Raw genomic sequence first — 26,164 nt, 5'->3', positions numbered from 1 at the left:
ACTTGTGCTCTATATTCCTATTTGCTTTAATTTTTACTATATACTATAACGATTGATTATAGCTGAGAGTGCTTTGAGGGCTCAGTTGTTAATGGCATTTTGCGTGTTTGAGACAAGGAAATAAGATGAAACTGCAACAACTCAGGTATATTGCTGAGGTCGTAAAACATAACCTCAATGTATCGGCGACAGCTGAAAACTTGTATACCTCTCAACCTGGGATCAGTAAACAAGTTCGTATGCTTGAAGATGAGTTGGGGATCCAAATATTTGGTCGTAGCGGTAAGCATTTAACCCATGTCACACCTGCGGGTTTGCAAGTGATCAGCATTGCCAATGATATTTTAGGTAAAGTTGAAAGTATCAAAAAAGTGTCTGAAGAATATACTAAGCCAGATCAAGGTGAGTTAAATATTTCCACAACAGATACTCAGGCACGCTATGCATTACCGACGATAATTCGTCAGTTTATTGATCGCTATCCTAAAGTGAACTTGCATATGCACCAAGGGACACCGTCGCAGATCAGCGAACAGGCGGCTCGCGGTGATGCAGATTTTGCCATTGCGACCGAAGCAATGCATTTATATTCAGATCTGATAATGTTGCCTTGTTACCACTGGAACCGCTCTATCGTTGTGCCCAAAGACCATCCTCTTGCGACCCGCAATCAAGGCAGCTTGATTAGTATCGAAGATTTAGCCCGTTTCCCCTTAGTGACCTATGTCTTTGGTTTTGACCGTGCTTCTGAAATTGAGAAAGCGTTCAATCGGGCCAATTTAGAGCCGCGTGTTGTCTTTAGTGCGACCAGTGCCGACGTGCTTAAAACCTATGTTCGTTTAGGATTAGGCGTGGGGGTCATCGCGTCTATGGCCATTGATCCAAATGTTGATAAAGATTTAGTTGCTATTGATGCCGGTCATTTGTTTGCCCACAGTACGACTAAAATTGGTTTTAGGAAGGGCAGTTTCTTGCGCAGTTATATGTATGATTTTATTCAGCACTTTGCGCCGCATTTAACCCGTGATGTGGTGGAGAAAGCCGTAGCATTACGGGATCAACAGCTCATAGATGAAATGTTTGCCGATAAAAATCTGCCAATGCGTTAATTGGCGATGATTTACTGACATAAAAATGCCGCTAATAAAAGCGGCATTTTTTATGGGTTTAGCGATTAAGATAAATCGACTTTATCCATCTCGAGTTGCGCAAGGGCAATAACTGCTTGAGTGCGGTTGCGAACGCCAAGTTTTCTAAATATGGCGGTAGCGTGCGCCTTGATGGTCGCTTCTGACACGCCAAGATCGTAGGCTATTTGTTTATTTAATAAACCTTCGGCAAACATCTGCAACACTTTATATTGTTGCGGAGTGAGATCGGATAACTTGCTGGCCATTTTATCAATGGCATCGTCATTGATAGCAATAATCTCAGTGCCTTTAGGCAACCAAATATCACCGAATAACACCGCACTTAGCGCCTCTTTTAGGGTTTCCATTGAAGCTGATTTAGGGATAAAACCACTGCTGCCATAATGAATCGCACGGCTAATGGTATTGATATCCTCGTGGGCTGAAATCACCACAACGGGTAACTCAGGATAATGTGAGCGTAGGTGGATAAGTGTGGAGTAGCCGTGGGACCCCGGCATCTGCAGATCTAACAGTACAAGATCGTAATCGATGCTTCGAACATCCAATACAGATTGCAGTGCGTCAGCACTGTCGGCTTCAAACCACTGTGCATGCTCGAAAGCGCTGGTCAGCGCTTGACGTAGTGCATTTCTGAACAATGGATGATCGTCTGCGATAATAATATTTAAGTTTTCTAGCTTCATGGCTTTTATGATTATGTTCGGTGCGCGTGAAGATTGAACTCAATGTAACAGAAAAGTAATCAAGGATCCTATTGCTTTATTCAGGAATAAGGACAAAATTTTGATATGTTTCTGGTTGTTAGACTTTGGTCGGTGTTTTACAGGGAAAAAGATGGACAGTATAGTTTCAATTAAAAGCCCGAAAGTACGGGCTAACCTATACTTTAAAATCGTCTAAAAACTACCCATATGTCCACACTTTTGTAGGATTTCGTTGTTCGTCAACCGCAACAAAGGTGAACACACCACGTATGGCATGCTCTCGATGGTCTTGATACATGTCTTCGACATAGATGTTGACTTCAACTTTTAATGACGTATTACCTACATGGATCACACGAGCGATGAGTTCGGCTAGTGTGCCAGCTGGGATAGGCTTTTTAAAATCAATTCTATCGGAACTCACTGTGACTAAGGTTTTACGGCAGAAACGAGTTGCCGCAATAAAGGCTGTTTCATCCATCCACGCTAAAGCTTCGCCACCAAATAACGTATTGTGATGGTTGGTGATTGAGGGGAATACTGCTTTAATCACGCGCGCTTCTGAGGAATCAATTCGAGTTTGAATCGCGTCAGGAAAGGGTGTTTCAGCGGCTTCGATTCGTGAGGTATTTTCGGTGTTTGTGGACATGGGGGTAAGCGACATACAGCAACCTAAGGTAATGCAGCAAAATAAGCTCGAATTATAAAGATTTATGGTGGTTAAAGATAGAAAACTACAGGCTTTAAGGTGCAGTAGGCATATGACTGAGGATAATGTCATGCTTCCAATAAAAAAACCGAAATGAGATCGGTTTTTTATTGGACGATTTATTTTACTTCAGATTTATTTGGTTAACAGTGCTTTTCTTTCGCGGGAAGCCGCTGCGAGCTTACGTAGCAGAATTTCAGAGTCGTCCCAATGTAAGCAGGCGTCTGTGATACTTTGGCCATAACAGAGTGGCTGGCCTTCAACGACTTTTTGATTACCTTCTTGTAAGAAGCTTTCAGCCATTATACCTGCGATGGCAGTGCTGCCAGCACGCATTTGAGTCATAATTTCATCGGCGACCATCAGTTGTTTGAGATGGTTCTTCTCACTGTTTCCGTGGCTGAAATCGATAACCATACGTTGAGTTACCCCAACAGATGCAAGCTGTTGACGCGCTTCTTCGATATCTTGTGCGTGATAATTAGGTTTTTTACCACCACGTAGGATGATATGGCCAAACGGGTTACCGTGGGTGCGATAGACCGCCATAGCGCCATCTTTATCTGGTGAATAGAAAACATGTGGCACTTGTGCGGCACGCACTGCATCAACGGCAATATTGATGTTCCCATCAGTACCATTTTTAAAACCAACCGGGCAGGACAGTGCTGAAGCCATTTCACGGTGGACTTGGCTTTCCGTAGTACGCGCACCAATCGCACCCCAAGTAATGAGATCCGCTATGTACTGACCGTTCACCATATCTAAAAATTCGGTGGCGATAGGCAATTTTAATTCAGTGATTTGTTGCAGCAACTCGCGGGCAATGCGTAAACCTTTGTTTGGTTCGAAACTGCCATCGAGATCGGGATCTGAAATTAATCCTTTCCAACCGACAATTGTGCGGGGTTTTTCAAAATAGACGCGCATTAAGATACACAAGTCATCTTTCAATTCCTGGTGTAACGCGGCTAAGCGTTGAGCATAATCTAATGCCGCTTTAGTATCGTGGATTGAACATGGGCCTATGATCACTAATAGACGTTGGTCTTCACCCATAATGATGGCTTCGACTTCACGACGTTGCTGAACCAGATAATCGGCTGCATCTTGAGTTAATGGGAACTCAGATGCCAGTTGCGCAGGTGAGATGACTTTTGCTAATAAGGAAGTGCGTAGTTCGTCTGTTTTTATGGTCATTCAAAATACCGAGCTTGCGTGCGGCGCTTTTCGCCAGATTGCCTCGGATTATAACGAATCGAACCGAGTTGCACAGTGCCAATTGCGTTAATTGTCGGCAACTGTGCAATGAATTTGATTTAAGTTAGTTTCTTTTAGACTAAATTCACTCGGTTTCTTTTGCTGATTTTGGCTTATTAGGCTTAGAACATATGCCGTTCTAGGCCCGTGACATCTAATATTTTAGTGGCAATTTCTTCCACGGAATGATTAGTGGTGTCTATGTAAGGAATGCGTTCGCGTTTAAACAGCATTTCCACTTCTTTGACTTCTAAGCGGCACTGTTTGAGCGATGAATAGCGGCTATTCTCCATTCGACTCTGACGGATTTCATGTAAACGCACGGGATCAATCGTTAAACCAAACAGTTTTTTCTTATTGCGTTTCAGCGCTTCAGGTAACTTAAGGTTATCCATATCATCTTCGGTGAAAGGGTAGTTTGCCGCTTTTATACCGAACTGCATTGATAAATACAGGCTCGATGGCGTTTTGCCACAGCGAGAGACCCCAAGTAAAACCAGATCGGCTTGATCCATATGTTTCATGGTCTGGCCATCATCGTTATCCATGGCGAAATTAATGGCATCAATACGCGCTTCATAGCCGTGATTCGCTTTTCCATGGGTTCTATGTACAACTGGAGAGGCAGAAACACCTAAATGTTGTTCGAGTGGGGCCACAAAAGTATTCAAAAAATCATAATCAACCCCTTCACTCGAGTAGATGATGTCGCGGATCTCGGCTTTTACGATGGAATGGAATACTAACGGCCGCTCACCTGTTGTAATAAAACAATCATTAATTTGTCGCTTAACTTGCTCCGCTTTCGTCAAAGTTTCGACGAATGGAATTGTAAGTGACTCAAATTCTAATGGAAATTGCGAGAGAACCGCATGACCAAAAACTTCAGCTGTGATCGCTGTCCCGTCGGAGATATAGAATACTTTTGGTGCCATACTGACCTCTTGTAGTAATAAAATTACAAATAAAATTATAGATTTACGCGTGTTCGACAGGAGTGTAAAATGCCGCTGCCCTCGTGTGAAGGGGCCACTGAAATAAACTTGCGGAGATAGAACTGTGCAGCAATACGTACTCTGGTATCAAGAATTAGGCATGGGTGACGTCAACTTAGTTGGCGGTAAAAATGCTTCTCTAGGCGAGATGATCAGCAATCTGGCCAATGCCGGTGTTCAAGTACCTGGCGGATTTGCGACAACTTCCCATGCGTTCAACGAGTTCCTTGAACAAAGCGGAGTTAACCAGAAGATTTATGACATTCTAGCCACACTGGATGTAGATGATGTCAATGCGCTGGCTAAAGTAGGTGCACAGATCAGGCAGTGGGTTATCGACACCCCATTTCAACCAGCATTAGAGCAAGCCATTCGTGAAGCTTACGATAAACTTGCCGCTGAAACTAGCGAAGCGTCATTCGCGGTACGTTCTTCTGCAACAGCTGAAGATATGCCAGATGCGTCTTTTGCGGGTCAGCAAGAAACTTTCCTAAACGTTAAAGGTTTTGAATCTGTACTAACGGCTATCAAGCACGTTTACGCTTCACTCTTTAACGACCGCGCGATTTCTTACCGTGTTCACCAAGGTTACGAACACCACGGTGTTGCCTTGTCTGCTGGCGTGCAACGCATGGTTCGTTCAGACAAAGCGGCTTCAGGTGTGATGTTCACTATGGACACTGAATCTGGCAATAATGATGTGGTGTTTATCACTTCATCTTTTGGTCTGGGTGAAATGGTTGTTCAAGGCGCGGTAAACCCAGATGAATTTTATGTTCATAAACCTATTTTAGCCTTAGGTCATAAGGCAGTTGTGCGCCGTAATATCGGTAGCAAGCTCATCCAAATGGTGTATTCAGATGATGCTGCTCACGGCAAACAAGTCAAAATTGAAGATGTGACTGCTGACAAACGTCGTCAATTCTCTATCAATGACGCTGAAGTTGAAGAATTAGCCAAACAAGCCATGGTGATCGAAAAGCATTACGGTCGTCCAATGGACATCGAATGGGCAAAAGACGGCAACGATGGCAAATTGTATATCGTTCAAGCGCGTCCAGAAACGGTTCGTAGCCGTGAAGATGTGCAATTGATCGAGCGTTATCACTTAAAGAGCCGTGGCGCTGTGATCTGTGAAGGTCGCGCTATCGGTCATAAAGTGGGTACTGGTGTCGCCAAAGTATTAACGTCAATCGCCGATATGGATCAAATCCAACCTGGTGATGTGTTAGTGACAGACATGACAGATCCAGATTGGGAACCTATCATGAAGCGCGCAAGTGCTATCGTTACAAACCGTGGCGGTCGTACCTGTCATGCGGCAATTATCGCCCGCGAATTAGGTGTACCAGCGGTGGTGGGTTGTGGTGACGTGACTGACCGTATCAAGAATGGTCAAATCGTGACTGTTTCTTGCGCCGAAGGTGACACTGGCTTTATCTACGAAGGTAAACAAGAATTTGAAGTGATTTCAAACCGTGTTGACTCTCTGCCTGCATTGCCAATGAAAATCATGATGAACGTGGGGAACCCTGATCGTGCATTTGATTTTGCTCGTTTGCCAAACGAAGGTGTGGGTCTAGCGCGTTTAGAATTCATCATCAACCGTATGATCGGCATCCATCCAAAGGCACTGCTCGAATTCAATCAACAGGATGCAGCGTTGCAAACTGAAATCAACGAAATGATTGCTGGTTATGAATCACCTGTTGAGTTCTATATTGCCCGTCTGGTTGAAGGTATTGCGACTATCGGTTCAGCTTTCTATCCAAAGAAAGTGATCGTACGTATGTCAGACTTTAAGTCTAACGAATACGCAAACTTGGTTGGTGGTGACAGATACGAGCCGGAAGAAGAGAACCCAATGCTGGGCTTCCGCGGTGCGAGCCGTTATATCTCTGAATCCTTCCGTGACTGTTTTGCCCTTGAGTGTGAAGCGATCAAACGCGTTCGTAATGACATGGGTCTGAAAAACGTTGAAGTCATGATCCCATTCGTTCGCACAGTGAAAGAAGCTGAGCAAGTGGTCGGCCTGCTCAAAGAGCAAGGTTTAGAGCGCGGTAAAGACGGTTTACGTGTCATCATGATGTGTGAAGTGCCTTCAAACGCCCTGTTAGCAGACCAATTCCTTGAGCATTTCGATGGCTTCTCTATCGGCTCAAACGATTTAACTCAGCTGACACTTGGCCTTGACCGTGACTCAGGTATCATTAGCCATTTATTCGATGAGCGTGATGAAGCGGTTAAAATGCTACTTTCATTAGCCATTAAAGCGGCTAAAGCGAAGGGCGCTTACATAGGTATTTGTGGTCAAGGTCCTTCAGATCACGCTGATTTTGCCGCTTGGTTGGTAGAACAAGGCATAGATACAGTGTCATTAAACCCTGATACTGTGATTGATACTTGGTTGTATTTAGCCGAAGCGCACGGTTGATCTAGATAGTAATTTTATAAACTTGTTAAAAAAGCCGCTTTTTAGCGGCTTTTTTTTGTTTATAATGGCGCCATAACGATAATTGACAGAAGCCATCTATGCTACCCCTGCTATCACATCAACAAACATTAGAGCCAGTGTATTTGGCATACCTTGATGCACTGGAGCAAAGTGAGTATTCCGGTGATATAGACAAACGTTACAGCGCCCGTTTAGTGCAAGCAACGGACAACTCTGTATATCAATTTTTGCCTCAAGCTGTGTTATATCCTAAAAATCAGCAGGATATCCAAATTGCATTGACACTGGCAGCTACGGACGCATTTCGCAGCGTGACCTTCAGTGCGCGGGGCGGTGGTACGGGCACCAACGGACAATCACTGACCCATGGTTTGATTTTGGATGTGTCGCGTTACATGAACCGTGTTCTCGAAGTGAATGCTGAGCAAGGTTGGGTTCGAGTCGAAGCTGGCGTGATTAAAGATGCGCTTAACGATGCATTGCGTCCCCATGGATTCTTCTTTAGTCCCGATTTATCCACTTCAAACCGCGCCACTATTGGTGGCATGATCAATACCGATGCCTCGGGTGCAGGCTCACTGGTCTATGGTAAGACGTCAGATCACGTGCTGGCGCTGCGCAGTGTGTTGATCGATGGCAGTGTGCTGGATACGCATCCCCTAGATGCGGGACTACTGTGTAACCCAGATAATGTCAGTGATAATCCGCTGGGGCAGAAACTGATTTCTGCTGTGGCGGCGGTATGCCGCGAAAAGCGAACTCAGATAGAAAACCAATTTCCTAAGCTCAATCGTTTCCTCACTGGCTATGACTTAAAACATGTGTGGAACGACAACCTGACGCAATTCGATTTATCACGAATTCTGACGGGCTCAGAGGGCACGCTTGCGGTGATAACCGAAGCCAAACTTAATCTCACCCCGCTGCCAACTGAGCGCGCTATGGTGAACATTAAGTACGATTCGTTCCAATCGGCATTGCGTCATGCGCCATCCTTAGTTGCCGCGCGGGCGACTGTGGTTGAAACCGTCGATTCAAAAGTGCTTAACTTAGCCCGTGAAGATATTGTCTGGCATTCAGTGGCTGATCTTATCCAAGAAGTGCCTGGTAAAGTTATTGATGGCCTCAATATGGTCGAATTTGCAGGTGACACGGTCGAGGTTGAGCAAAAGCTCGCGAGTTTGGAAGCTGTGTTAACTGAGCAGATCAGTAAAGGCGAGTGCGGTGTATTGGGTTACCAAGTGACGCAAGATAAGCCGAGTATCGAAAAAATTTACGGCATGCGTAAAAAAGCCGTTGGCTTACTCGGCGCCACTAAAGGTCGCCGTAAGCCTATCGCCTTTGCTGAAGATACTGCGGTACCGCCCGAAAAACTCGCCGATTACATTATGGAGTTTCGCGCGTTACTCGACGGGCATAATCTGCAATACGGTATGTTCGGCCATGTGGATGCGGGCGTGTTGCATGTTCGTCCCGCGCTCGATATGTGCGATGTTGAAGATGAAAAATTACTACGAGTCATTTCTGATCAAGTCGCGGCACTGACGCTTAAATACGGCGGCTTAATGTGGGGCGAGCACGGTAAAGGCGTGCGCGGTGAATACGGTCCAGCTGTCTTTGGTGATGAACTTTTCGGTGTGTTGCAAGATATTAAAGGTTTGTTTGACCCCGATAACCGACTCAATCCCGGCAAGCTGGTGGCGCCTAAAAATACAGGTGCCCTCTATTACGATGTTGACAGTGCTAAGCGCGGTAAGTTTGATCGACAAATCCCCGTTGATGTGCGTGATGCGTTCCCCGATGTGATGAATTGTAACGGTAATGGCCTGTGTTTTAATTACAGTAGCTATTCGCCCATGTGCCCATCGTTTAAGGTGACGGGTGACAGAGTGCAGTCGCCTAAGGGGCGTGCAGGGCTCATGAGGGAGTGGCTAAGACTGCTTGAGGCTGAAGGGGTTGATGTTAATGCCCTCGCAAAAGCGAAACCTTTTGGTATATTGCAGCGTATTCAAAATACCATCAATGCCAAACGTGATTATGATTACTCCCACGAGGTGATGGAATCGCTCAAGGGCTGTTTGGCCTGTAAAGCCTGCTCTGGACAATGTCCGGTCAAAGTGGATGTGCCTAAGTTTAGGGCGCAGTTCTTCAATATTTACTATCAACGCTATTTAAGACCCGCGAAAGACTATCTCGTTGCAGGGATTGAAGATAGCTTACCATTGATGGCTGCGGCACCGCGTCTCACTAATTTTGTCGCACAAAATCCATTGAGCCAATGGGTGATTAAACAGGCGATTGGTTATGTGGATGCGCCTGCGTTATCTGTGCCGACTTTGAAGCAAAGACTCGATGGTCATGCAAGCCGTGGTTACGACTTAGCTGCGTTGCAAGCGATTCCTGAAGAGAAGCGCTCGCAGTTTGTGTTGGTGGTACAAGATCCTTTTAACAGTTTCTATGACTCAGGTCTTGTGCTGCGCTTTATCCAATTGATAGAAAAACTCGGCTTAAAGCCGGTGTTATTGCCCTACAAACCCAATGGTAAGCCAACACATATCAAGGGATTTTTAGATAAGTTTGCTAAAACGGCGCAGTCGAGTGCGGACTTTCTGAACCAAGTCCATAAACTGGGCATGCCCATGGTCGGTATCGATCCTGCCTTAGTCTTGTGTTATCGCGATGAATACCGTGAAGTCTTAGGGGCTAATCGCGGTAATTTTGAGGTCAAGTTAGCCAACGAATGGCTACTGAATGTCATCAAAGATTTACCTGCAAAAGCTGCGCAAGGTAAGCAATATACTTGGTTTAGTCATTGTACCGAATCGACGGCCAAGCCAAATACCGCCAATGAGTGGACTAAAATCTTTGCCCATTTTGGCGCTAAGTTAACCGCAGTCAATTTAGGTTGTTGTGGTATGGCGGGAACCTATGGTCATGAGGCAGAAAACCTCGAGCGCTCTAAGGCCTTGTTTGATATGTCTTGGCAGCAAACGCTAGCGAAAATTGAGCAGCCGCAAGTGTTAGTGTCTGGCTATTCGTGCCGTAGTCAGGTAAAACGTTTTGCCGGATACAAGCCAAAGCATCCACTTGAGGCCTTACTCGAGTTAGCAAATATTTAATAGTGTTTATGCCGTTTTGATTGCGCTAGTCAGATCGTAATTATCCTCACTGGTATATCCCAGTGTTGAATGTCACACTAAAGCCAGCCGCAAGGCTGGTTTTTTTATGGATGATGGAGACCGTAGACGGAAAAGATGACAGATAGTATTCAGCACACACTCAAACAATTCGCCGCCGATAGTAAGCTAACCTCGGTTGCGCCATTGTGTAGTGAAATCCCATTGTTTGACATTAACGCCTTGGGTGATTGGACATATCTAGGCACATCGCTGCCAGCAAAGTTTGCTAAGTTGTTCGCCAGTATTTTGTATTGCATCGATGATGAGTATTTCTTAATTACCCCTGTGGAGAAGGTGCGAGTGCGGGTTGAAGATGCTCCCTTACTGATTGTTGATTTCGAGCGAGCGCAACTCCATTCGCTGCTCAATGTGAGAACCAGTATTGAAACACAGCACCATAAAGTCGATATAAAACAGATGAAGCTCACCGATGACAGTGTTTATTTGCCGCTTGAGCGCGGTTTATGGGGCAAATTAGGTCGGGCCTGTTACTATAATTTTGTGAATGAATTCAATTTATCTGATCTAGATGAGGAATGAGCTCGTAGGTTAATCACATAATTTGCTGTGTTCTAAGCTAGTTTATTATGGGTTAAGTGGTAGTATTAAAACTAACTCTGGGTTCCTATGATGGCGTGCAGAGTAAGTGAAAACGCGTTAAACCTTTGCTGTAGGAGGTGCTGTTTGAATCGTCATGAAAGCTTAGGCTATCTTGTATCCCACTTAAATATCGAGCTGCAAAATGAGCTTGATCTGCATCTTAAGCGATATCAACTCGATATAAAACTGTGGCCTGTGCTGTTTGCTTTGTGGCAAGAAGAGGGCATAAGCCAAACTGAATTGTCTAAGCGTTGCGATGTGGCAAATTACACTATGACGCGCTTACTCGATCAGTTACAGGTGCAAGGTCTTATTACTCGTCATCAAGAAGTCGATAATCGGCGTGCTTTCCAAATCTTTTTGACCGATGAAGCCAAAGCATTAGAGCAAGATCTTATTTGCGAAGCTGAGCGGGTCAATGAAAAATTCCTGTCAAATCTAAGTGAAGATGAACAACAGACATTCATTTTACTATTAAATAAAATCAACCGTTTGGCTTGAGATTTTGAATCTAATGGGTATGGAGGAAAACTGTGGTTTAGCCGTTTTTACTTCTATCTGTATGTGATTATCTCAATTCATTTTCCCTGTTTAATCCCATCCACTATGCCTCACTCTGCGGGATTAAACTGGTTTGATTAATTTAAGTAAAGTGCAAAGACGCAAAGCAGACTTACGGCTATCACTGAGTGCTGTAAATAACGCCGGCTGGCTAATAAATTCTCTTTGCCTTGTTTTAGGCTAGCGACGAGTCTATGTTGCTTATAAATTCGGCACATTAACTCATCGGTTTGGGGATCGATAAGCAGTTCAAACTTGCAAGGTGCGCCATCTTTAAGCTGAATGGTATGCTCGCTTTGAGGTTTAAAGTTAAGCTTGTGCGACACCATCTGGCCATTAACGAAGACCCGCTCTAAACCACTCCAATTGCTGGCTTGCAGTTCTACCACATCTTGGTTGAGATCATATTTGAAACGGATCATAGCGCTATCCTGTGCTGGGACCTGATAGACTAATTCAAGCAGACAAATATGACGTTTTCCAGCGTGATTAAATGAATATTCTGTGTCGAAATTAAAAGCGCGGTTAAACCATGAGCTTAGTGATAGATTAAATTTTAGATAACAAAAAAGCGACCAGAGGTCGCTTTTTTCAATATTTGACGGGCATAAAAAATAATAAACGCGTAAAAAATTACTGCTTAGCGGCTTCGATAATGGCTTTCGCCATTTCATCAGCCACGGCGCCAGTTGTACGGTTCTGCGCATCGGCTTGGCTGAATATTTTCAGCAGCGTGTTGTAAATTTCTTCTACTTTAGCCGTCGATTTTGCTGCGTCGTAATCTTTTTCGAACGACACGTTGATAATGCCGCCTGCGTTGATCACATAGTCTGGCGCGTACAGTATGCCCATTTCTTTCAGTTGTTCACCGTGGCGTACTTCGGCTAATTGGTTGTTGGCACAGCCAGCAACAATTTTGGCTTTCAGTTGCGGTAAGGTCGCATCGTTTAAGGTTGCGCCAAGGGCACAAGGGGCATACACATCCACATCTTGCGCGTAGATTTCTTGAGGCGCGACAACAATGGCACCAAAGTCGGTAGCGACTTTATCTAACGAGGCTTGATGAATGTCGGTAACAATCAGTTCAGCGCCTTCGTTATGCAAGTGTTTGCACAGGTAATAGCCAACGTGACCGACGCCTTGAACGGCGATTTTAAGGCCTCTTAGGCTGTCTAAACCAAGTCTATGTTTAACCGCAGCTTTGATGCCTAAATAAGTGCCAAGGGCTGTGAACGGTGATGGATCGCCACTTTTGCCTTCAAGACCCGCCATATAAGGGGTTTCTTCATGGGCGATCATAATATCAGCCGTAGTAGTGCCAACATCTTCCGCTGAATAGTAGCGGCCACCTAGGCTGTTAATCAAACGGCCAAAGGCGCGGAATAGGGCTTCGCGATCTTGTCTTTTCGGATCGGCAATGATCACGGATTTGCCACCGCCCATGGTTAAACCTGCTAGGGCATTTTTATAAGTCATGCCACGAGAGAGGCGTAATACGTCAGTCAGGGCTTCATCATCCGATTGGTAGTTCCACATCCTACATCCACCCACGGCAGGACCAAGGTTAGTGTTATGGATGGCGACAATGGCCTTTAAGCCACTTTCTTTATCATGACAGAATACAACCTGTTCATGTTCGTCAAAGGATACATGATTAAATACAGCCACGTGAATTTCTCCGCTATACACAATGAAAAAGCCGACGAGGTGAGCCTCTATCGACTGCTTGTTATATTTATTGCAGAACCATAGCATTTAGCGATACTCTCAACCATGCATAATGACCGAATAAATACATTATTTGTGGCAATTTAGCTTTCCACTTTACGTAAACGTAAGCTTTGCGATTAAGAATGGATTGTACTGAATTTAACGTAACGAATAGAATGAATCGCGTACTGATCCCAAGAATTAGGCTCGCGTTATAACAATAAGATAGGACGGAAGTATGACTGAACAAGCTGTCGACCAAACTCAACAAAATTTATCAGCTGAAGAAATAGAAAAGCTGCGTCAAGAGTGGGTCAGAACTCAATTTCAAAAAGCTAATCGTTTTCTCGCTGAAAAAGGCGTGATCCCAAGCAAAGTCCTAGCCGATGAAAGCCGTTATCTTGCGCCTTATATGGCGATTTGGAAGATGGAATCAAAGCGTCCAAGCAACAAAACCTATTGGGTGATGTCAGGTGATTTACCGTCGGATTTTGTCGATGTGAAAGTGGCGGCGACGGCCCGTGATGCCGTGCGTCATTTCTCTATGATGTGGCAAATGCAGGCGGAAAACTTAGTGCGTTCGGGTGCAACCCGTGATGCCACTCAGGCTAAATTTGCTCAACTATTAGTATCGCGTGCCGAGAGTTTATATCGTATGCACAACGACGATAAACTGTGGAATGCTTAAACTCAAATGAGTTAAGGATTGTATTTAGATAGTATTGAGTTAATACAGTCACTTGTGTCGATTGATACTGATAATTGAAATAATAAGGCACTCAATTGAGTGCCTTATTTATGTTGATGTTTTATTTACACTTTATATTAAGAAAAAGGTCATCGAGCAGAGTCGATAGGGCTTATTCTTCGCTGTCGCTCAAGTAGTAGAAACCTTGATTGATGAGTTTCAACAGTAAGGCTTGGACTTCTTCATGCTGACATATTTCAGTCGCTTCATCGGCGCTTAAGCTGACGTTATCGCTCAACTGTGCGATCACGTCTGCCGGTGTATTGGGCAGTTCATGCACGTCACCATTGATGAATAATCGCGGCGTGGAGTCATTTTCAAGGCGCAATACTTTCAAACCGCCGATACGGCTGACGCCAGCACCTTGGGCGAAGGCATCTTGCAAATCTTCAATGCTGTAAGCTTCTTCGCCTTCACACAAATCAAGTTCGAAACGGTTTTGACTGAGTAGCTTACCTAACACGATTTGGTAGCTATTGGGATCTTGGCTCAGCTGACTCAAGAGTGACATTATGCCCACTTGATGATCTTGGCTGACGATACCGGCTGAACTCGGTTCAGTTTGCGACGTGAAACGCTGCTGACCTAAGTTATTGTCGAGCAAATAATCGGCGACTTCACTGACCAATTCTTGCTGGCTAGGAGCACGGAAACCAATCGAGTAACTCATTGCCACAGTTAGGGTTTCGCCGCAATGCGGGAAACCGGGTGGAATATAAAGCATGTCGCCTTTTTCTAACACTACATCGATAATGGGGGTGAAGTCTTCAACCAGCGGCGAGTTGGGATTGCCACCACGGCGTTGTTGCGGGGTATTGTCACCCACAGTCCAGCGACGCTTACCTTCGCCTTGAATGATAAACACATCGTAGTTATCGACGTGTGGGCCGACACCGCCACTTGGGGTTGCAAATGATGCCATCAAGTCATCGAAGCGCCAGTCAGGTAAAAAGCGGAGAGCTTCAACTAATGGCTGCGAATCTGGATACCAATGGTTGACTGCTTGCACTAATAACTGCCAATGGGTTTCGCCATAGCTGTCGTAATCTTCAAACGGACCTTGCACCACTTCCCAATCATTGTCTTTGGTGACGACGATGCGTGAAGAGATTTCTTCTTCACAGGCAAGGCCTGCTAATTCATCGGCGCTGATAGGATCTTCAAACTGCGGAAACGCTTTTTTGATCAGCAGGGGTTTCTTTTGCCAGTACTCACTAAGAAACTGGGCGATATCGAGATTGAGTGTATACATAGTGTTAAAAAAGGCGACCACATCGCGGTGATGTGAGTCGCCTTAATCCTTATTTCTGTTTATGAAAGAGTATTGTCCATCGCCAATTTCAGCTAATAACTAAGTTCAGTTAAAAACTTACTTCAGTTCGTCGACAAACGTTTCGGCGCGACCAATGTAATTGGCGGGCGTCATTTTCTTCAGTTCAGCTTTCACTGAGTCTGGTAATTCAAGTCCGTCAATAAACACTGACAGTTGCTGCGCGTCGATACGTTTACCGCGCGTCAGTTCTTTTAATTTTTCGTATGGCTTTTCAATGCCATAACGACGCATCACCGTTTGTACGGGTTCTGCTAACACTTCCCAGTTGTGATCGAGTTCATCACGCAGATGCGCTTCGTTAACTTCTAACTTGCTGATGCCTTTTAAGGTCGCTTGATACGCGATCAACGCATGGGCAATACCCACGCCTAAGTTACGCAGTACAGTCGAGTCAGTTAAGTCACGTTGCCATCTTGATAGCGGCAGCTTAGACGCTAAATGTTGCATCAGGGCGTTAGCGATACCTAAGTTACCTTCAGAGTTTTCAAAATCGATTGGGTTAACTTTGTGCGGCATAGTCGATGAACCGATTTCACCAGCGATAGTGCGTTGTTTGAAGTGACCTAGGGCGATGTAACCCCAAATATCACGGTCAAAGTCAATCAGCACAGTGTTGAAACGGGCAACCGCATCAAACAATTCGGCAATGTAATCGTGTGGCTCGATTTGCGTCGTGTAGGCATTCCAGTGCAAGCCAAGGCTAGTCACAAAACGCTCAGACAGCTCATGCCAATTAACTTCAGGATAGGCTGACAGGTGAGCATTGTAGTTACCTACGGCACCGTTCAGTTTGCCCATGATTTCAACATTGGCGATTTGTTTGATTTGACGTTCAAGGCGCACTGCGACGTTCGCCATCTCTTTACCGAGCGTCGATGGGGACGCGGGTTGGCCATGGGTGCGTGACATTAACGGCACAGAGCGATATTCAATCGCCAGCTTTTTAATCGCAGTCAGTAACTCGTTGCAGTAGGGCAGTAATACTTGTTCACGGGCTTCAGTCAACATTAAACCGTGGCTTAAGTTATTGATATCTTCAGAGGTACAGGCAAAGTGAACAAACTCACCTACAGCGGCTAACTCGGCATTGTCGGCGATTTTTTCTTTGATGAAATATTCAACCGCTTTCACATCGTGGTTAGTGGTGCTTTCGATAGCCTTAACACGCAGCGCATCTTGTTCGTTGAAATTGTCTTTAATGCCATCGAGCACGGCGATAGCTGACGCGCTCAATGTTGGCACTTCGCTAATGTCTGGACAGTCGGCTAACAGTTTTAGCCAATTGATTTCAACCTGAACACGGTACTTGGTAAGACCGAACTCGCTGAAAATCCCTCTCAATGACGCGGTTTTACTACCATAACGACCGTCTACCGGAGAGATAGCAGTTAGTGCGGAAAGATCCATGTGTAGCTCCTTGATGAACGCTAATTTTATTATAGGGTAAGACTTTTCTTGGCTGTATCGACTATGGCTTTGCGGGCGAAGACTAAGTGTCGACGTTTACCGCCCAACTGACGCCACAGTACTGCGCTGCGTATAGCGGCAAGCAGCAGAGCACGAATTTTATGTTGTACAATAGGGCGCTGCAAACACACAGGATTACCCGATATTTGGATTTTTGGCCCTAAATTACTGATGATGTCACTGTAAATGCTGGCAAGATTGGCAACGACTTGCTCATCTGTGATGGCAAAATGATGTAGCTGGCGATTCACTTGATTAATACGTTCAGCCAACATGCCTAAGCCGCTGTTAGAGCGAACTAATTTTCGCTCTAACGCCAACACGCCCACTAAATAGCGGGTGATTTCAACATCTTTTTGGCTGCTATCACCGAGCTGGTTCAGGATCAGCTTATAGCCTTTTTGCAATACGATTTTATCTTGGTAGACATCGGCCGTATTGTCAGGATTGGTGACGAGAATGGTGTTTAAGCTCGCTGCGAGCTCGGCATTATCCAATTCGCCATGGCGCGCTAAATGTTGAACTTGGGCAATGGCTTGCAGTATGCCTGCAAACGCCATAGTCCGATTAATGAGTTGCTCGTTCACGCTTTACCCTCGGATTAATTGATCTATGATGCCGCCACCTAGGCAGACTTCACCATCATAAAATACCGCAGACTGTCCAGGCGTCACCGCCGCTACAGGTTCATCGAAGACCACGCGCAAGGTGTGTTCATCTGTGTAGGTCAATGTACAAGGCACATCTTGTTGGCGATAACGGGTTTTGACAGTGATATGACAACCATCGACAGGCCCAGTTCTATCCACCCAATGCAGTTGGTTAACTGTCATGCCGGTCGACATCAAACGGGGATGGTGTCCGCCTTGACCCACGATCAATACGTTACGCTCAAGATCTTTATCGACCACATACCAAGGATCGTCATTGCTGTTTTTCATGCCGCCAATGCCTAAGCCTTTACGTTGGCCTAAGGTGTGGTACATGAGTCCTTGGTGCGTGCCTATGACTTCGCCTTCTGGGGTTTCGATATTGCCAGGCTGCGCCGGTAAATAAGTCCCTAGAAATTCAGTAAATTTACGCTCACCGATAAAGCAGATGCCAGTACTGTCTTTTTTATCATGGGTGATTAAGCCCATTTCTTTCGCAATTTCACGTACTTGATGTTTTTCGAGCTCACCGACAGGGAACAGGCTTCGGGCAACTTGCTCATGGCTAAGAGTGTAGAGGAAATAACTTTGATCTTTATTGCCATCAACACCGCGGAGCATTTGCGTACTGCCGTCGCTGTTATCGCGACGGCGAACATAGTGGCCCATTGCGATGTAATCGGCGTCGAGGATTTCGTCGGCAAATTCTAAAAATGCCTTAAATTTTATCTCTTTGTTGCACATGATATCGGGATTTGGCGTGCGGCCGGCTTTGTATTCAGCGAGGAAATACTCAAATACATTGTCCCAATATTCGGCAGCAAAGTTGACTGTGTGTAGCTTGATCCCGAGCTTGTCGCATACGGCTTGGGCATCTTTTAAATCTTCTGCGGCCGCGCAGTACTCGTTGTTGTCATCTTCTTCCCAGTTCTTCATGAAAAGGCCTTCAACCTGATAGCCTTGCTGCATAAGCAAATAGGCTGAAACAGATGAATCTACACCGCCGGACATGCCGACAATGACTTTTTTTCCTGTATGAGTGGGTTCGATTGATGTCATAAATCCTAAAAACCATTGAGTATGTGTGTTGGCTAGGTGGATGAATTTAAGCCGCGACATTGAGCGCGTAACAAAAATACCTAACCTAACTAAAAATATGGGCTAACTAAAAATCCAAGCTCACTTTAAATCCAAGCTAACTTTACATCTAGGTGCTGTGCTGCTGATTGCTAAATCAAACTTTTCCAGCGCTATCAAATAAAATGAGTCCGCAAACTGTCAGTAAACCTCGCATTTACGGCCAACTATTTATTTGCTGTACAAGGCCTCTGCAGTAGCACACGCATTAAGCTTAACCAGCCGTTTATGCGGGGCGGTATTCTATCACGCCTTGCTCGCTTGGGCTATCGTGAGGCGGTCACTATTGAGTAAGCTAAGGGGATAAGTTTGGCCATTTTGTGCCTGATTGAGATAGTCTTTTAAGCAATCGAGTACTAAGGGGCTGCGCAGTAAAGAGGACTTGGCTTCTATCTGCGCAAGACTTAACCAATGCGCACTATGGATCGCTTTATCCTGCGGCGCAGGTGAGGGCATATCATCTAACTGCACGAAAAAAGTAAAGCGCACAAAGGCTAAGTCTTCACTGGCGCTAAGTTGATAAATGCCGACGAGTCCTTGGGCTTTGAGTGATAACCCCGTTTCTTCAAACACTTCGCGCTCACAGGCTTGGATCAAGCTTTCATTCGCTTCTAAGTGACCCGCTGGTTGATTAAAGCGTTGCTCGCCTTCAATCCACTCTTCTACCATCAGATATTTGTCCTGTGAAGTTGCATGAACAATACAAGCGACGGTCACATTGGGTTTATATCTTTGACTCATTGAGCCTCCTTTGAGTGGATTTGAATGCAGAAAGTAGGCTGAAATTTAGACTTCATCACCGAGACGGATGCATTTGTGCTCACCCGATGGCAAATTATCTAGACTCCATTGGCCTATTTTATAACGGATTAATCTTAAGGTCGGAAAACCGATATGCGCTGTCATGCGTCTGACTTGGCGGTTGCGGCCTTCATGAATTTGGATTTCTAGCCAAGTTGTTGGGATATTTTTGCGCTCTCTCACCGGTGGATTACGTGGCCAAACGTCGGGTGAATCCATAATTTTGACTTTAGCTGGCAGCGTTATACCATCATTTAATTCAACACCTTGGCGTAGTTTTGTCAGTACATCCTCCGTCGGAACGCCTTCTACTTGCACCCAATAGGTTTTAAAGGTTTTCTTTTTCGGCTCTGTCAGCCTCGCCTGTAATTGACCGTCATTGGTCAGCAACAACAAGCCCTCACTGTCTCTGTCTAAGCGGCCTGCGGCATACACGTCAGCAATGGGGATATAGTCTTTTAGGGTCTTACGACCTTGTTCATCGGTAAACTGGCAAAGTACATCAAAAGGCTTATTAAACAGCACAATAATCGGCGCAATCGTTTGGCTCTGCACCGGTTTTGCCGCCGCAATTGCGCGTCGATTAGGATTTTTAAAGGGTTCTTTCTTTAAACTGCCATTGGCATTTCGTGCTGGCGCCACTTTGCTATCTACGGCGGTAGCGCGGTTGGCAGGGCCTCTGCTGGCGGGCTTAGCGGGTTTAATCGGGCTCTTGGCTGGGGAACTTGCGCTGGCATTGGCACCTTTAGGTTGAAACTTGTTTTTGTTCATACTTTTGCTAACAGGAGGTTGAGACACGCTTACCTGACTTGATTGAGTCGTTAATGTGGTCATAGTGTACTTGGCATTCGCCGTTAGTGGAATTTGAATATTATTGCGAATGCTCTATGATGTCGGCCAGAAAATGTGATCTGTGCCTAAATGTTTATTAGGTTTTAATGAGTCGTTGTAACAAATTTTAGCTTGCGCGCAAAGACAGAAGGGCATTGAGAATTTGAAAGGTGAGGGCGTGGTCGATTGCCTTGATTGATATTTTCCCTGTGCTCAGATTTGTTCGCCATGCTATAAAATTATTATAAAAAATATTAAATTTTACAATAATGTAGGATGTAACATGAAAGATAACTCATCAACAATTATTTACACTGAAACAGACGAAGCGCCAGCACTGGCCACCCTCTCACTCTTACCTATTATTAGAACGTTTACCGACGCCGCGGGCGTTGCGGTTGAAACCCGTGATATCTCGTTATCGGGCCGTATTATTGCCAGTTTCCCTGAGCAACTGACCGAAGCACAAAAGATTGGCGACCATCTGACAGAGCTTGGCGAGTTAGCGAATCAGCCAGAAGCGAACATCATCAAGTTACCAAATATCAGTGCTTCGATCCCACAATTAAAAGCCTGTATCCTTGAACTGCAGCAAAAAGGTTACGACATCCCTAATTATCCGGATGAGCCAAAAACTGACGCTGAAAAGTCAATTAAAACCCGTTACGACAAGATCAAAGGCAGTGCGGTAAACCCAGTACTGCGTGAAGGTAACTCAGATCGCCGTGCCCCATTATCGGTGAAAAACTTCGCCAAGAAAAACCCTCATTCCATGGGGAAATGGGCCAAAGATTCCAAGTCACACGTTGCCCACATGACTGACGGTGATTTCTACGGCAGCGAACAGTCTGTCACTTTATCTGATGCGGGCAGCGTGAATATCGTGCTGACCCAAAAAGATGGTCAAGAAGTGGTGCTCAAATCGGGTCTTAAGCTGCTGGCTGGCGAAATTATCGATGCTGCGGTGTTGAGTAAAAAAGCCTTAGTGAGCTTCTATGAGCGTGAAATCGAAAACGCCAAAGCTGAAGATGTGCTGTTATCGCTGCATCTGAAAGCCACTATGATGAAAGTGTCTGATCCTATTATGTTTGGTCACGCTGTGAAGGTCTTCTTCAAGCCAGTATTTGACAAACATGCGGCGCTTTTCGCTGAATTAGGCGTTGATGTTAACAACGGTTTTGGTGATGTTTATGCCAAGATCGCGACATTACCTGCTGATAGCCGCGCCGAAGTCGAAGCCGATATCGCCGCCGTTTACGCTGCGCGTCCCGCATTGGCTATGGTTGATTCTGACAAAGGTATCACCAACTTACACGTACCAAGCGACATCATTATCGATGCGTCTATGCCTGCTGCGATTCGTTCATCTGGCCAAATGTGGGGACCAGACGGTCAACTGCATGATACTAAAGCCATGATCCCAGATCGTTGTTATGCCGGTATCTACCAAGAAACGATTGCTTTCTGTAAAGAGCACGGCGCTTTTGATCCTAAAACCATGGGCAGCGTGCCAAACGTGGGCTTGATGGCGCAAAAAGCCGAAGAGTACGGCAGCCACGATAAGACCTTTGAAATTCCTGCTGATGGTATGGTTAACGTTGTCGATGCCAGCGGTAAGGTATTGATGAGCCATAACGTGGAAGCGGGCGATATTTGGAGAATGTGCCAAGTTAAAGACGCACCTATCCGTGATTGGGTAAAATTGGCCGTGCGCCGTGCCCGTTTAAGCAATACCCCAGCGGTATTCTGGTTAGATAGCAAACGTGCCCACGATGCGCAAATCATTGCAAAAGTGCAGCAGTACCTGCCTGAGCATGATACTGATGGCTTAGACATCAGCATTATGTCTCCAGAAGACGCGACGCGTTTGTCTTTGGCTCGCATCAAAGAAGGCAAAGATACCATTTCAGTTACGGGTAACGTTCTACGTGACTACCTGACTGACTTGTTCCCTATCCTTGAGCTAGGCACCAGTGCTAAAATGCTGTCAATCGTTCCATTAATGAACGGCGGCGGTCTATTTGAAACAGGTGCGGGTGGTAGTGCGCCTAAGCACGTGCAACAGCTTGAGAAAGAAGGTCACTTACGTTGGGATTCGCTCGGTGAATTCTTGGCTCTGGCGGCGTCTCTTGAGCATTTAAGCCAAACAGTGGGCAATCCAAAAGCCCAAGCATTAGCCGATACTTTAGATCAAGCCATTGGCCAATTCTTAGATAGCAATAAATCGCCATCAAGAAGAGTCGGTGAGCTGGATAACCGTGGTAGCCATTTCTACTTAGCCATGTACTGGGCACAAGCCTTAGCTGCGCAAACGGGCGATGAGCAGTTACAAGCTCACTTCATTCCGTTAGCGCATGCGCTAGCGGCGAATGAGCAAGTGATTGTGGCTGAATTAGCGACGGCACAAGGTGCACCAGTCGATTTAGGCGGTTACTACCGTTTAGATGCGGCTAAGGCTGAAAAAGCCATGCGCCCAAGCGAGACGTTGAACAAGCTGTTGATTGCTTAATTTAGCTCGTTATCACTTTTAGATGGTGTGCGCGTGTGGGCCATCTAAGCTGATGTAAAGTTGTAAGTCATTAGACTGATTTTAAAAAAGGATCTGCATTGCAGATCCTTTTTTATACCCTAAATTTGCTGTCGAGACCGATGATAAAAACTTTTTGCAGGGATGCAATGGATGGTCTGCGGCTATTGAACTTGAATTAAATTCATGCGAAATGATGATGAGCGATGTAGCATTAAGTGGTGAGAATTGATGAAACACGCAGCAATAAAAAGGCAGGGACAAGTCCCTGCCTTTTAGATCATTGGCCTCACCAAACGTTATTTTGTTGGTGAAATGGCTGAAGCGTGCATCCCTTTTGGACCGGCTTCTACTTCAAATTGAACGGGTTGGCCTGCTTTTAGAGTTCGATAGCCTTCCATTTCAATGGTAGAATAGTGTGCAAAAACGTCCTCACCACCTTGATCAGGGCAAATAAACCCGAATCCTTTGGCGTTGTTGAACCATTTAACAGTTCCGCTTGCCATACTTCCACTTCCTTCTGTTGTCTACTTACCAGTAAGATAGTAAAACCTGTATAGACGGGTATTCGTTCACCGTCTGCACAACAGAATGTAAGGAGTAAATGCGGAAGTCAAGCTAAAATTAACAAAGGGGTAACAACTGATTAATTTGAACGGATCAATTGGAAGAGGCCAACACGAGAGGCTAGTATTAAAAAATGGCAAAGATAGGAAATATTGAACACGTTGAAGAACGTGTCGAATCAGAGTTAATGCCGCCTTCGATGTATAAGGTGGTACTCAATAATGATGATTACACCCCAATGGATTTTGTGATTGAAGTTTTGCAGGTTTTCTTTCGCAAGAACGAGCAGGAAGCGACCGATATCATGTTGACGATCCATCACCAAGGAAAAGGAATTTGCGGTATTTTCCCGTTTGGGATTGCAGAAACTAAGGTGATACAAGTAAATCAATTTGCAAGACAAAACCAACATCCGTTACTGTGTTCGTTAGAGAAAGCATAAAACCGCTTTACTCTGTAGTCTGTTGTTAATTTTGGGGGTGCTTATGCTGAACAAAGATCTGGAAGTCACCTTAAATCTGGCGTTTCAGCAAGCCAGAGACGCGCGTCACGAGTATATGACAGTGGAACATCTGTTATTAGCTCTGATCGACAATCCTGCGGCTCAAGAAGCGTTAATCGCCTGTGGAGCGAATCTAGATAAACTCAGAGATGAAGTGGCAAGCTTTATCCAACAAACAACCCCAATCATTGCCGATATTGATGATGACAAAGAAACTCAGCCGACGCTTGGGTTCCAGCGAGTGCTGCAACGGGCAGTATTCCATGTGCAGTCATCGGGTCGCAATGAAGTGAACGGCGCTAACGTGTTAGTTGCCATTTTCAGTGAGCAAGAATCCCAAGCCGTGTATTTACTGCGACGCTGTGACATTAGTCGCTTAGACGTAGTGAATTTTATTTCCCATGGTTTCGCCAAAAATGATGATGCTGAGTCACATCAAGATCAAGAACGTGTCGAAGATCAGAGCGAAGGTAGCGAAGAGCGCAGCATGTTGTCGCAATTTGCGTCCAACTTAAACCAACTTGCAAAGCAAGGGATCATTGACCCACTGATTGGTCGCGACCAAGAAATTGAGCGCGCGATTCAAACCCTGTGCCGTCGCCGTAAAAATAATCCACTGTTAGTGGGTGAGGCGGGTGTAGGTAAAACGGCGATTGCTGAAGGATTGGCGTATCGCATCGTCAATAAACAAGTGCCCGATGTAATGCTTGAAGCGACAGTGTATTCCTTAGATTTAGGTTCACTGCTGGCGGGAACTAAGTATCGCGGCGACTTTGAAAAGCGCTTTAAGAACCTGTTAAAAGAACTGGCGGCTGATAAGCATGCCATCCTATTCATCGATGAGATCCATACCATTATCGGTGCGGGCGCGGCCTCTGGCGGCGTAATGGATGCCTCTAATCTGCTGAAACCTTTACTATCTAGCGGTAACTTGCGCTGCATGGGCTCGACAACTTTCCAAGAATATCAAAGTATTTTTGAGAAAGACCGCGCACTTGCACGTCGTTTCCAAAAGGTGGATATCAATGAGCCTTCAGTGGAAGAAACCACTAAGATTTTGATGGGGCTTAAGTCTAAATACGAAGAATATCATGGGGTTCGTTATACTCAGGCCGCGATCAGCTGCGCTGCAGTATTGTCGGCCAAGCACATCAACGACAGGCATTTACCCGATAAAGCCATCGATGTGATTGATGAAGCGGGTGCGCGTATGGTGATGCTGCCTATGAGTAAACGTAAAAAGACCATAGGCCAAGCCGAGATTGAGTCGATTGTGGCGAAAATGGCACGTATCCCCGAGAAGTCGGTATCCGCTACTGATAAGGACTTACTGCGTAACCTTGAGCGCAACCTTATGATGGTGGTCTTTGGCCAAGATAAGGCCATTGAGAGTCTGAGTTCGGCCATTCGCTTATCGCGCAGTGGCTTAGGTGCTGACCGAAAACCTGTGGGGAGCTTCTTATTCGCCGGTCCCACCGGTGTGGGTAAAACCGAAGTCACTAACCAACTGGCCAACTGCTTGGGGATGAAACTGGTGCGCTTTGACATGTCTGAGTACATGGAAAGCCATACAGTGTCACGCCTGATTGGTGCACCTCCTGGTTATGTGGGTTATGACCAAGGTGGCTTGCTCACGGATGCTGTGATTAAAAATCCGCACTGTGTCGTGCTATTGGATGAAATTGAGAAGGCCCACCGTGATGTCTATAACCTGCTGTTGCAGGTGATGGATCACGGTACTTTGACCGATAATAATGGTCGTAAGGCTGACTTCAGACATGTGACTTTGGTGATGACTACTAACGCGGGTGTACAGGAGACTATTCGTAAGTCGATTGGCTTTACCCAGCAAGATCACACCCAAGATGCATTATCTGAAATTAATCGAGTATTTTCGCCAGAATTTCGAAATCGTCTCGATTCCATCATTTGGTTCAATCATTTGGACATGACGATTATCGCCAAAGTGGTCGATAAATTCTTGGTGGAATTGCAGGCTCAATTGGATGCAAAACACGTTACTTTGGATGTCAGCGACGAAGCCAGAACCTTGTTGGCCGAGAAAGGTTACGACAAGAACATGGGCGCGCGTCCAATGGCTCGGGTCGTGACCGAATTGATCAAACGTCCATTGGCAGACGAGATCTTATTTGGTGTCTTAGAGTCAGGCGGTGTGGCGCATGTGGATGTGAAGGAGGGCGAGATTGTCATTCGTACCGAACGTCACGAAAAAGCGACAACAAAAGCTTAACGCTTGATTATCCATTAGTTTTA

Annotated in this window: 22 protein-coding genes; 9 read left to right on the top strand and 13 right to left on the bottom strand. The window is 45.5% G+C overall.

What is annotated here, in order from left to right; genetic code table 11:
• Positions 1–125 precede the first annotated feature (125 nt).
• On the top strand, positions 126–1,109 hold the full coding sequence (gene cysB / locus L5M38_RS15430; protein WP_028759721.1) for an HTH-type transcriptional regulator CysB: 984 nt from the start codon (positions 126–128) through the stop codon (positions 1,107–1,109).
• A 65-nt stretch (positions 1,110–1,174) separates the two neighbouring features.
• Here cysB and L5M38_RS15425 read toward each other — a convergent pair whose 3' ends face one another.
• The 4 genes from L5M38_RS15425 to L5M38_RS15410 all read right to left on the bottom strand — a co-directional run bounded on the left by L5M38_RS15425 (position 1,175) and on the right by L5M38_RS15410 (position 4,762).
• Positions 1,175–1,837: a response regulator transcription factor gene (locus tag L5M38_RS15425; protein ID WP_263148394.1), complete on the bottom strand. Its 663-nt coding sequence runs from the start codon at positions 1,835–1,837 to the stop codon at positions 1,175–1,177.
• Positions 1,838–2,057: 220 nt separating this feature from the next.
• The gene (locus L5M38_RS15420; protein WP_168825401.1) at positions 2,058–2,522 is read right to left on the bottom strand and encodes an acyl-CoA thioesterase; all 465 of its coding nucleotides are present in this window, start codon (positions 2,520–2,522) and stop codon (positions 2,058–2,060) included.
• Positions 2,523–2,702: 180 nt separating this feature from the next.
• A complete protein-coding gene (locus tag L5M38_RS15415; RefSeq protein ID WP_028759724.1) occupies positions 2,703–3,767 on the bottom strand; it encodes a 3-deoxy-7-phosphoheptulonate synthase in 1,065 nt (354 codons plus the stop codon).
• A 182-nt stretch (positions 3,768–3,949) separates the two neighbouring features.
• Positions 3,950–4,762, bottom strand: coding sequence for a pyruvate, water dikinase regulatory protein (locus tag L5M38_RS15410; protein WP_028759725.1), 813 nt, complete (start codon positions 4,760–4,762; stop codon positions 3,950–3,952).
• Between the two features lie 124 nt (positions 4,763–4,886).
• Between L5M38_RS15410 and ppsA the strand changes: the two genes are divergently transcribed.
• The 4 genes from ppsA to L5M38_RS15390 all read left to right on the top strand — a co-directional run bounded on the left by ppsA (position 4,887) and on the right by L5M38_RS15390 (position 11,557).
• Positions 4,887–7,256, top strand: a complete 2,370-nt coding sequence (gene ppsA, locus L5M38_RS15405; RefSeq protein WP_028759726.1) for a phosphoenolpyruvate synthase — start codon at positions 4,887–4,889, stop codon at positions 7,254–7,256.
• A 98-nt stretch (positions 7,257–7,354) separates the two neighbouring features.
• Positions 7,355–10,396 carry an FAD-binding and (Fe-S)-binding domain-containing protein gene (locus L5M38_RS15400; RefSeq protein ID WP_263179585.1) on the top strand — a complete coding sequence of 1,014 codons (3,042 nt, stop codon included), beginning with the start codon at positions 7,355–7,357 and terminating at the stop codon, positions 10,394–10,396.
• 135 nt (positions 10,397–10,531) lie between these two features.
• On the top strand, positions 10,532–10,996 hold the full coding sequence (locus L5M38_RS15395; RefSeq protein WP_263179584.1) for a DUF1285 domain-containing protein: 465 nt from the start codon (positions 10,532–10,534) through the stop codon (positions 10,994–10,996).
• Positions 10,997–11,140: 144 nt separating this feature from the next.
• Complete coding sequence (locus L5M38_RS15390; RefSeq protein ID WP_028759729.1) at positions 11,141–11,557, top strand: MarR family winged helix-turn-helix transcriptional regulator; 417 nt, start codon at positions 11,141–11,143, stop codon at positions 11,555–11,557.
• 137 nt (positions 11,558–11,694) lie between these two features.
• Here the strand turns inward: L5M38_RS15390 and L5M38_RS15385 are convergent, their stop codons facing one another.
• Together L5M38_RS15385 and L5M38_RS15380 are read right to left on the bottom strand one after the other, a co-directional pair.
• Positions 11,695–12,039 (bottom strand): hypothetical protein, encoded by a 345-nt coding sequence (locus L5M38_RS15385; RefSeq protein ID WP_011789104.1) that lies wholly within the window; start codon positions 12,037–12,039, stop codon positions 11,695–11,697.
• A 211-nt stretch (positions 12,040–12,250) separates the two neighbouring features.
• Positions 12,251–13,285, bottom strand: a complete 1,035-nt coding sequence (locus L5M38_RS15380; RefSeq protein ID WP_173244498.1) for a Glu/Leu/Phe/Val dehydrogenase — start codon at positions 13,283–13,285, stop codon at positions 12,251–12,253.
• 280 nt (positions 13,286–13,565) lie between these two features.
• Between L5M38_RS15380 and L5M38_RS15375 the strand changes: the two genes are divergently transcribed.
• On the top strand, positions 13,566–14,015 hold the full coding sequence (locus tag L5M38_RS15375) for a DUF4826 family protein (RefSeq protein WP_011789106.1): 450 nt from the start codon (positions 13,566–13,568) through the stop codon (positions 14,013–14,015).
• 172 nt (positions 14,016–14,187) lie between these two features.
• Here the strand turns inward: L5M38_RS15375 and L5M38_RS15370 are convergent, their stop codons facing one another.
• From L5M38_RS15370 to rluE, 6 genes are all read right to left on the bottom strand, one after another.
• Complete coding sequence (locus L5M38_RS15370; RefSeq protein WP_263168944.1) at positions 14,188–15,327, bottom strand: cupin domain-containing protein; 1,140 nt, start codon at positions 15,325–15,327, stop codon at positions 14,188–14,190.
• Between the two features lie 117 nt (positions 15,328–15,444).
• Positions 15,445–16,815: an adenylosuccinate lyase gene (purB, locus tag L5M38_RS15365; protein ID WP_263168946.1), complete on the bottom strand. Its 1,371-nt coding sequence runs from the start codon at positions 16,813–16,815 to the stop codon at positions 15,445–15,447.
• 29 nt (positions 16,816–16,844) lie between these two features.
• On the bottom strand, positions 16,845–17,462 hold the full coding sequence (gene hflD / locus L5M38_RS15360; protein ID WP_131523325.1) for a high frequency lysogenization protein HflD: 618 nt from the start codon (positions 17,460–17,462) through the stop codon (positions 16,845–16,847).
• Between the two features lie 3 nt (positions 17,463–17,465).
• Complete coding sequence (gene mnmA, locus L5M38_RS15355; protein WP_014610717.1) at positions 17,466–18,584, bottom strand: tRNA 2-thiouridine(34) synthase MnmA; 1,119 nt, start codon at positions 18,582–18,584, stop codon at positions 17,466–17,468.
• A gap of 324 nt (positions 18,585–18,908) precedes the next feature.
• Entirely contained in the window at positions 18,909–19,403 is a 495-nt protein-coding gene (locus L5M38_RS15350) for an NUDIX hydrolase (RefSeq protein WP_219252596.1), read from the bottom strand.
• Positions 19,404–19,448: 45 nt separating this feature from the next.
• Positions 19,449–20,234, bottom strand: coding sequence for a 23S rRNA pseudouridine(2457) synthase RluE (gene rluE / locus L5M38_RS15345; protein WP_263179583.1), 786 nt, complete (start codon positions 20,232–20,234; stop codon positions 19,449–19,451).
• Positions 20,235–20,577: 343 nt separating this feature from the next.
• Between rluE and L5M38_RS15340 the strand changes: the two genes are divergently transcribed.
• Positions 20,578–22,803 carry an NADP-dependent isocitrate dehydrogenase gene (locus L5M38_RS15340; RefSeq protein ID WP_263179582.1) on the top strand — a complete coding sequence of 742 codons (2,226 nt, stop codon included), beginning with the start codon at positions 20,578–20,580 and terminating at the stop codon, positions 22,801–22,803.
• Between the two features lie 317 nt (positions 22,804–23,120).
• On the opposite strand, the gene cspD is transcribed toward L5M38_RS15340, so the two are convergent.
• Entirely contained in the window at positions 23,121–23,327 is a 207-nt protein-coding gene (cspD, locus tag L5M38_RS15335; protein WP_006081937.1) for a cold shock domain-containing protein CspD, read from the bottom strand.
• A 194-nt stretch (positions 23,328–23,521) separates the two neighbouring features.
• Here cspD and clpS point away from each other — a divergent pair, with 194 nt between their 5' ends.
• Both clpS and clpA read left to right on the top strand, forming a co-directional pair.
• The gene (clpS, locus tag L5M38_RS15330; RefSeq protein ID WP_006081936.1) at positions 23,522–23,830 is read left to right on the top strand and encodes an ATP-dependent Clp protease adapter ClpS; all 309 of its coding nucleotides are present in this window, start codon (positions 23,522–23,524) and stop codon (positions 23,828–23,830) included.
• Positions 23,831–23,873: 43 nt separating this feature from the next.
• Positions 23,874–26,141, top strand: coding sequence for an ATP-dependent Clp protease ATP-binding subunit ClpA (gene clpA, locus L5M38_RS15325; protein ID WP_263168955.1), 2,268 nt, complete (start codon positions 23,874–23,876; stop codon positions 26,139–26,141).
• Positions 26,142–26,164: the final 23 nt, after the last annotated feature.

This window comes from Shewanella sp. SM101, assembly GCF_025654465.1.
GTDB classification, from domain to species: domain Bacteria; phylum Pseudomonadota; class Gammaproteobacteria; order Enterobacterales; family Shewanellaceae; genus Shewanella; species Shewanella oncorhynchi.
The sequence above is the reverse complement of the archived record's forward strand: the minus strand, read 5'-3'. Positions and strand labels throughout refer to the sequence as shown.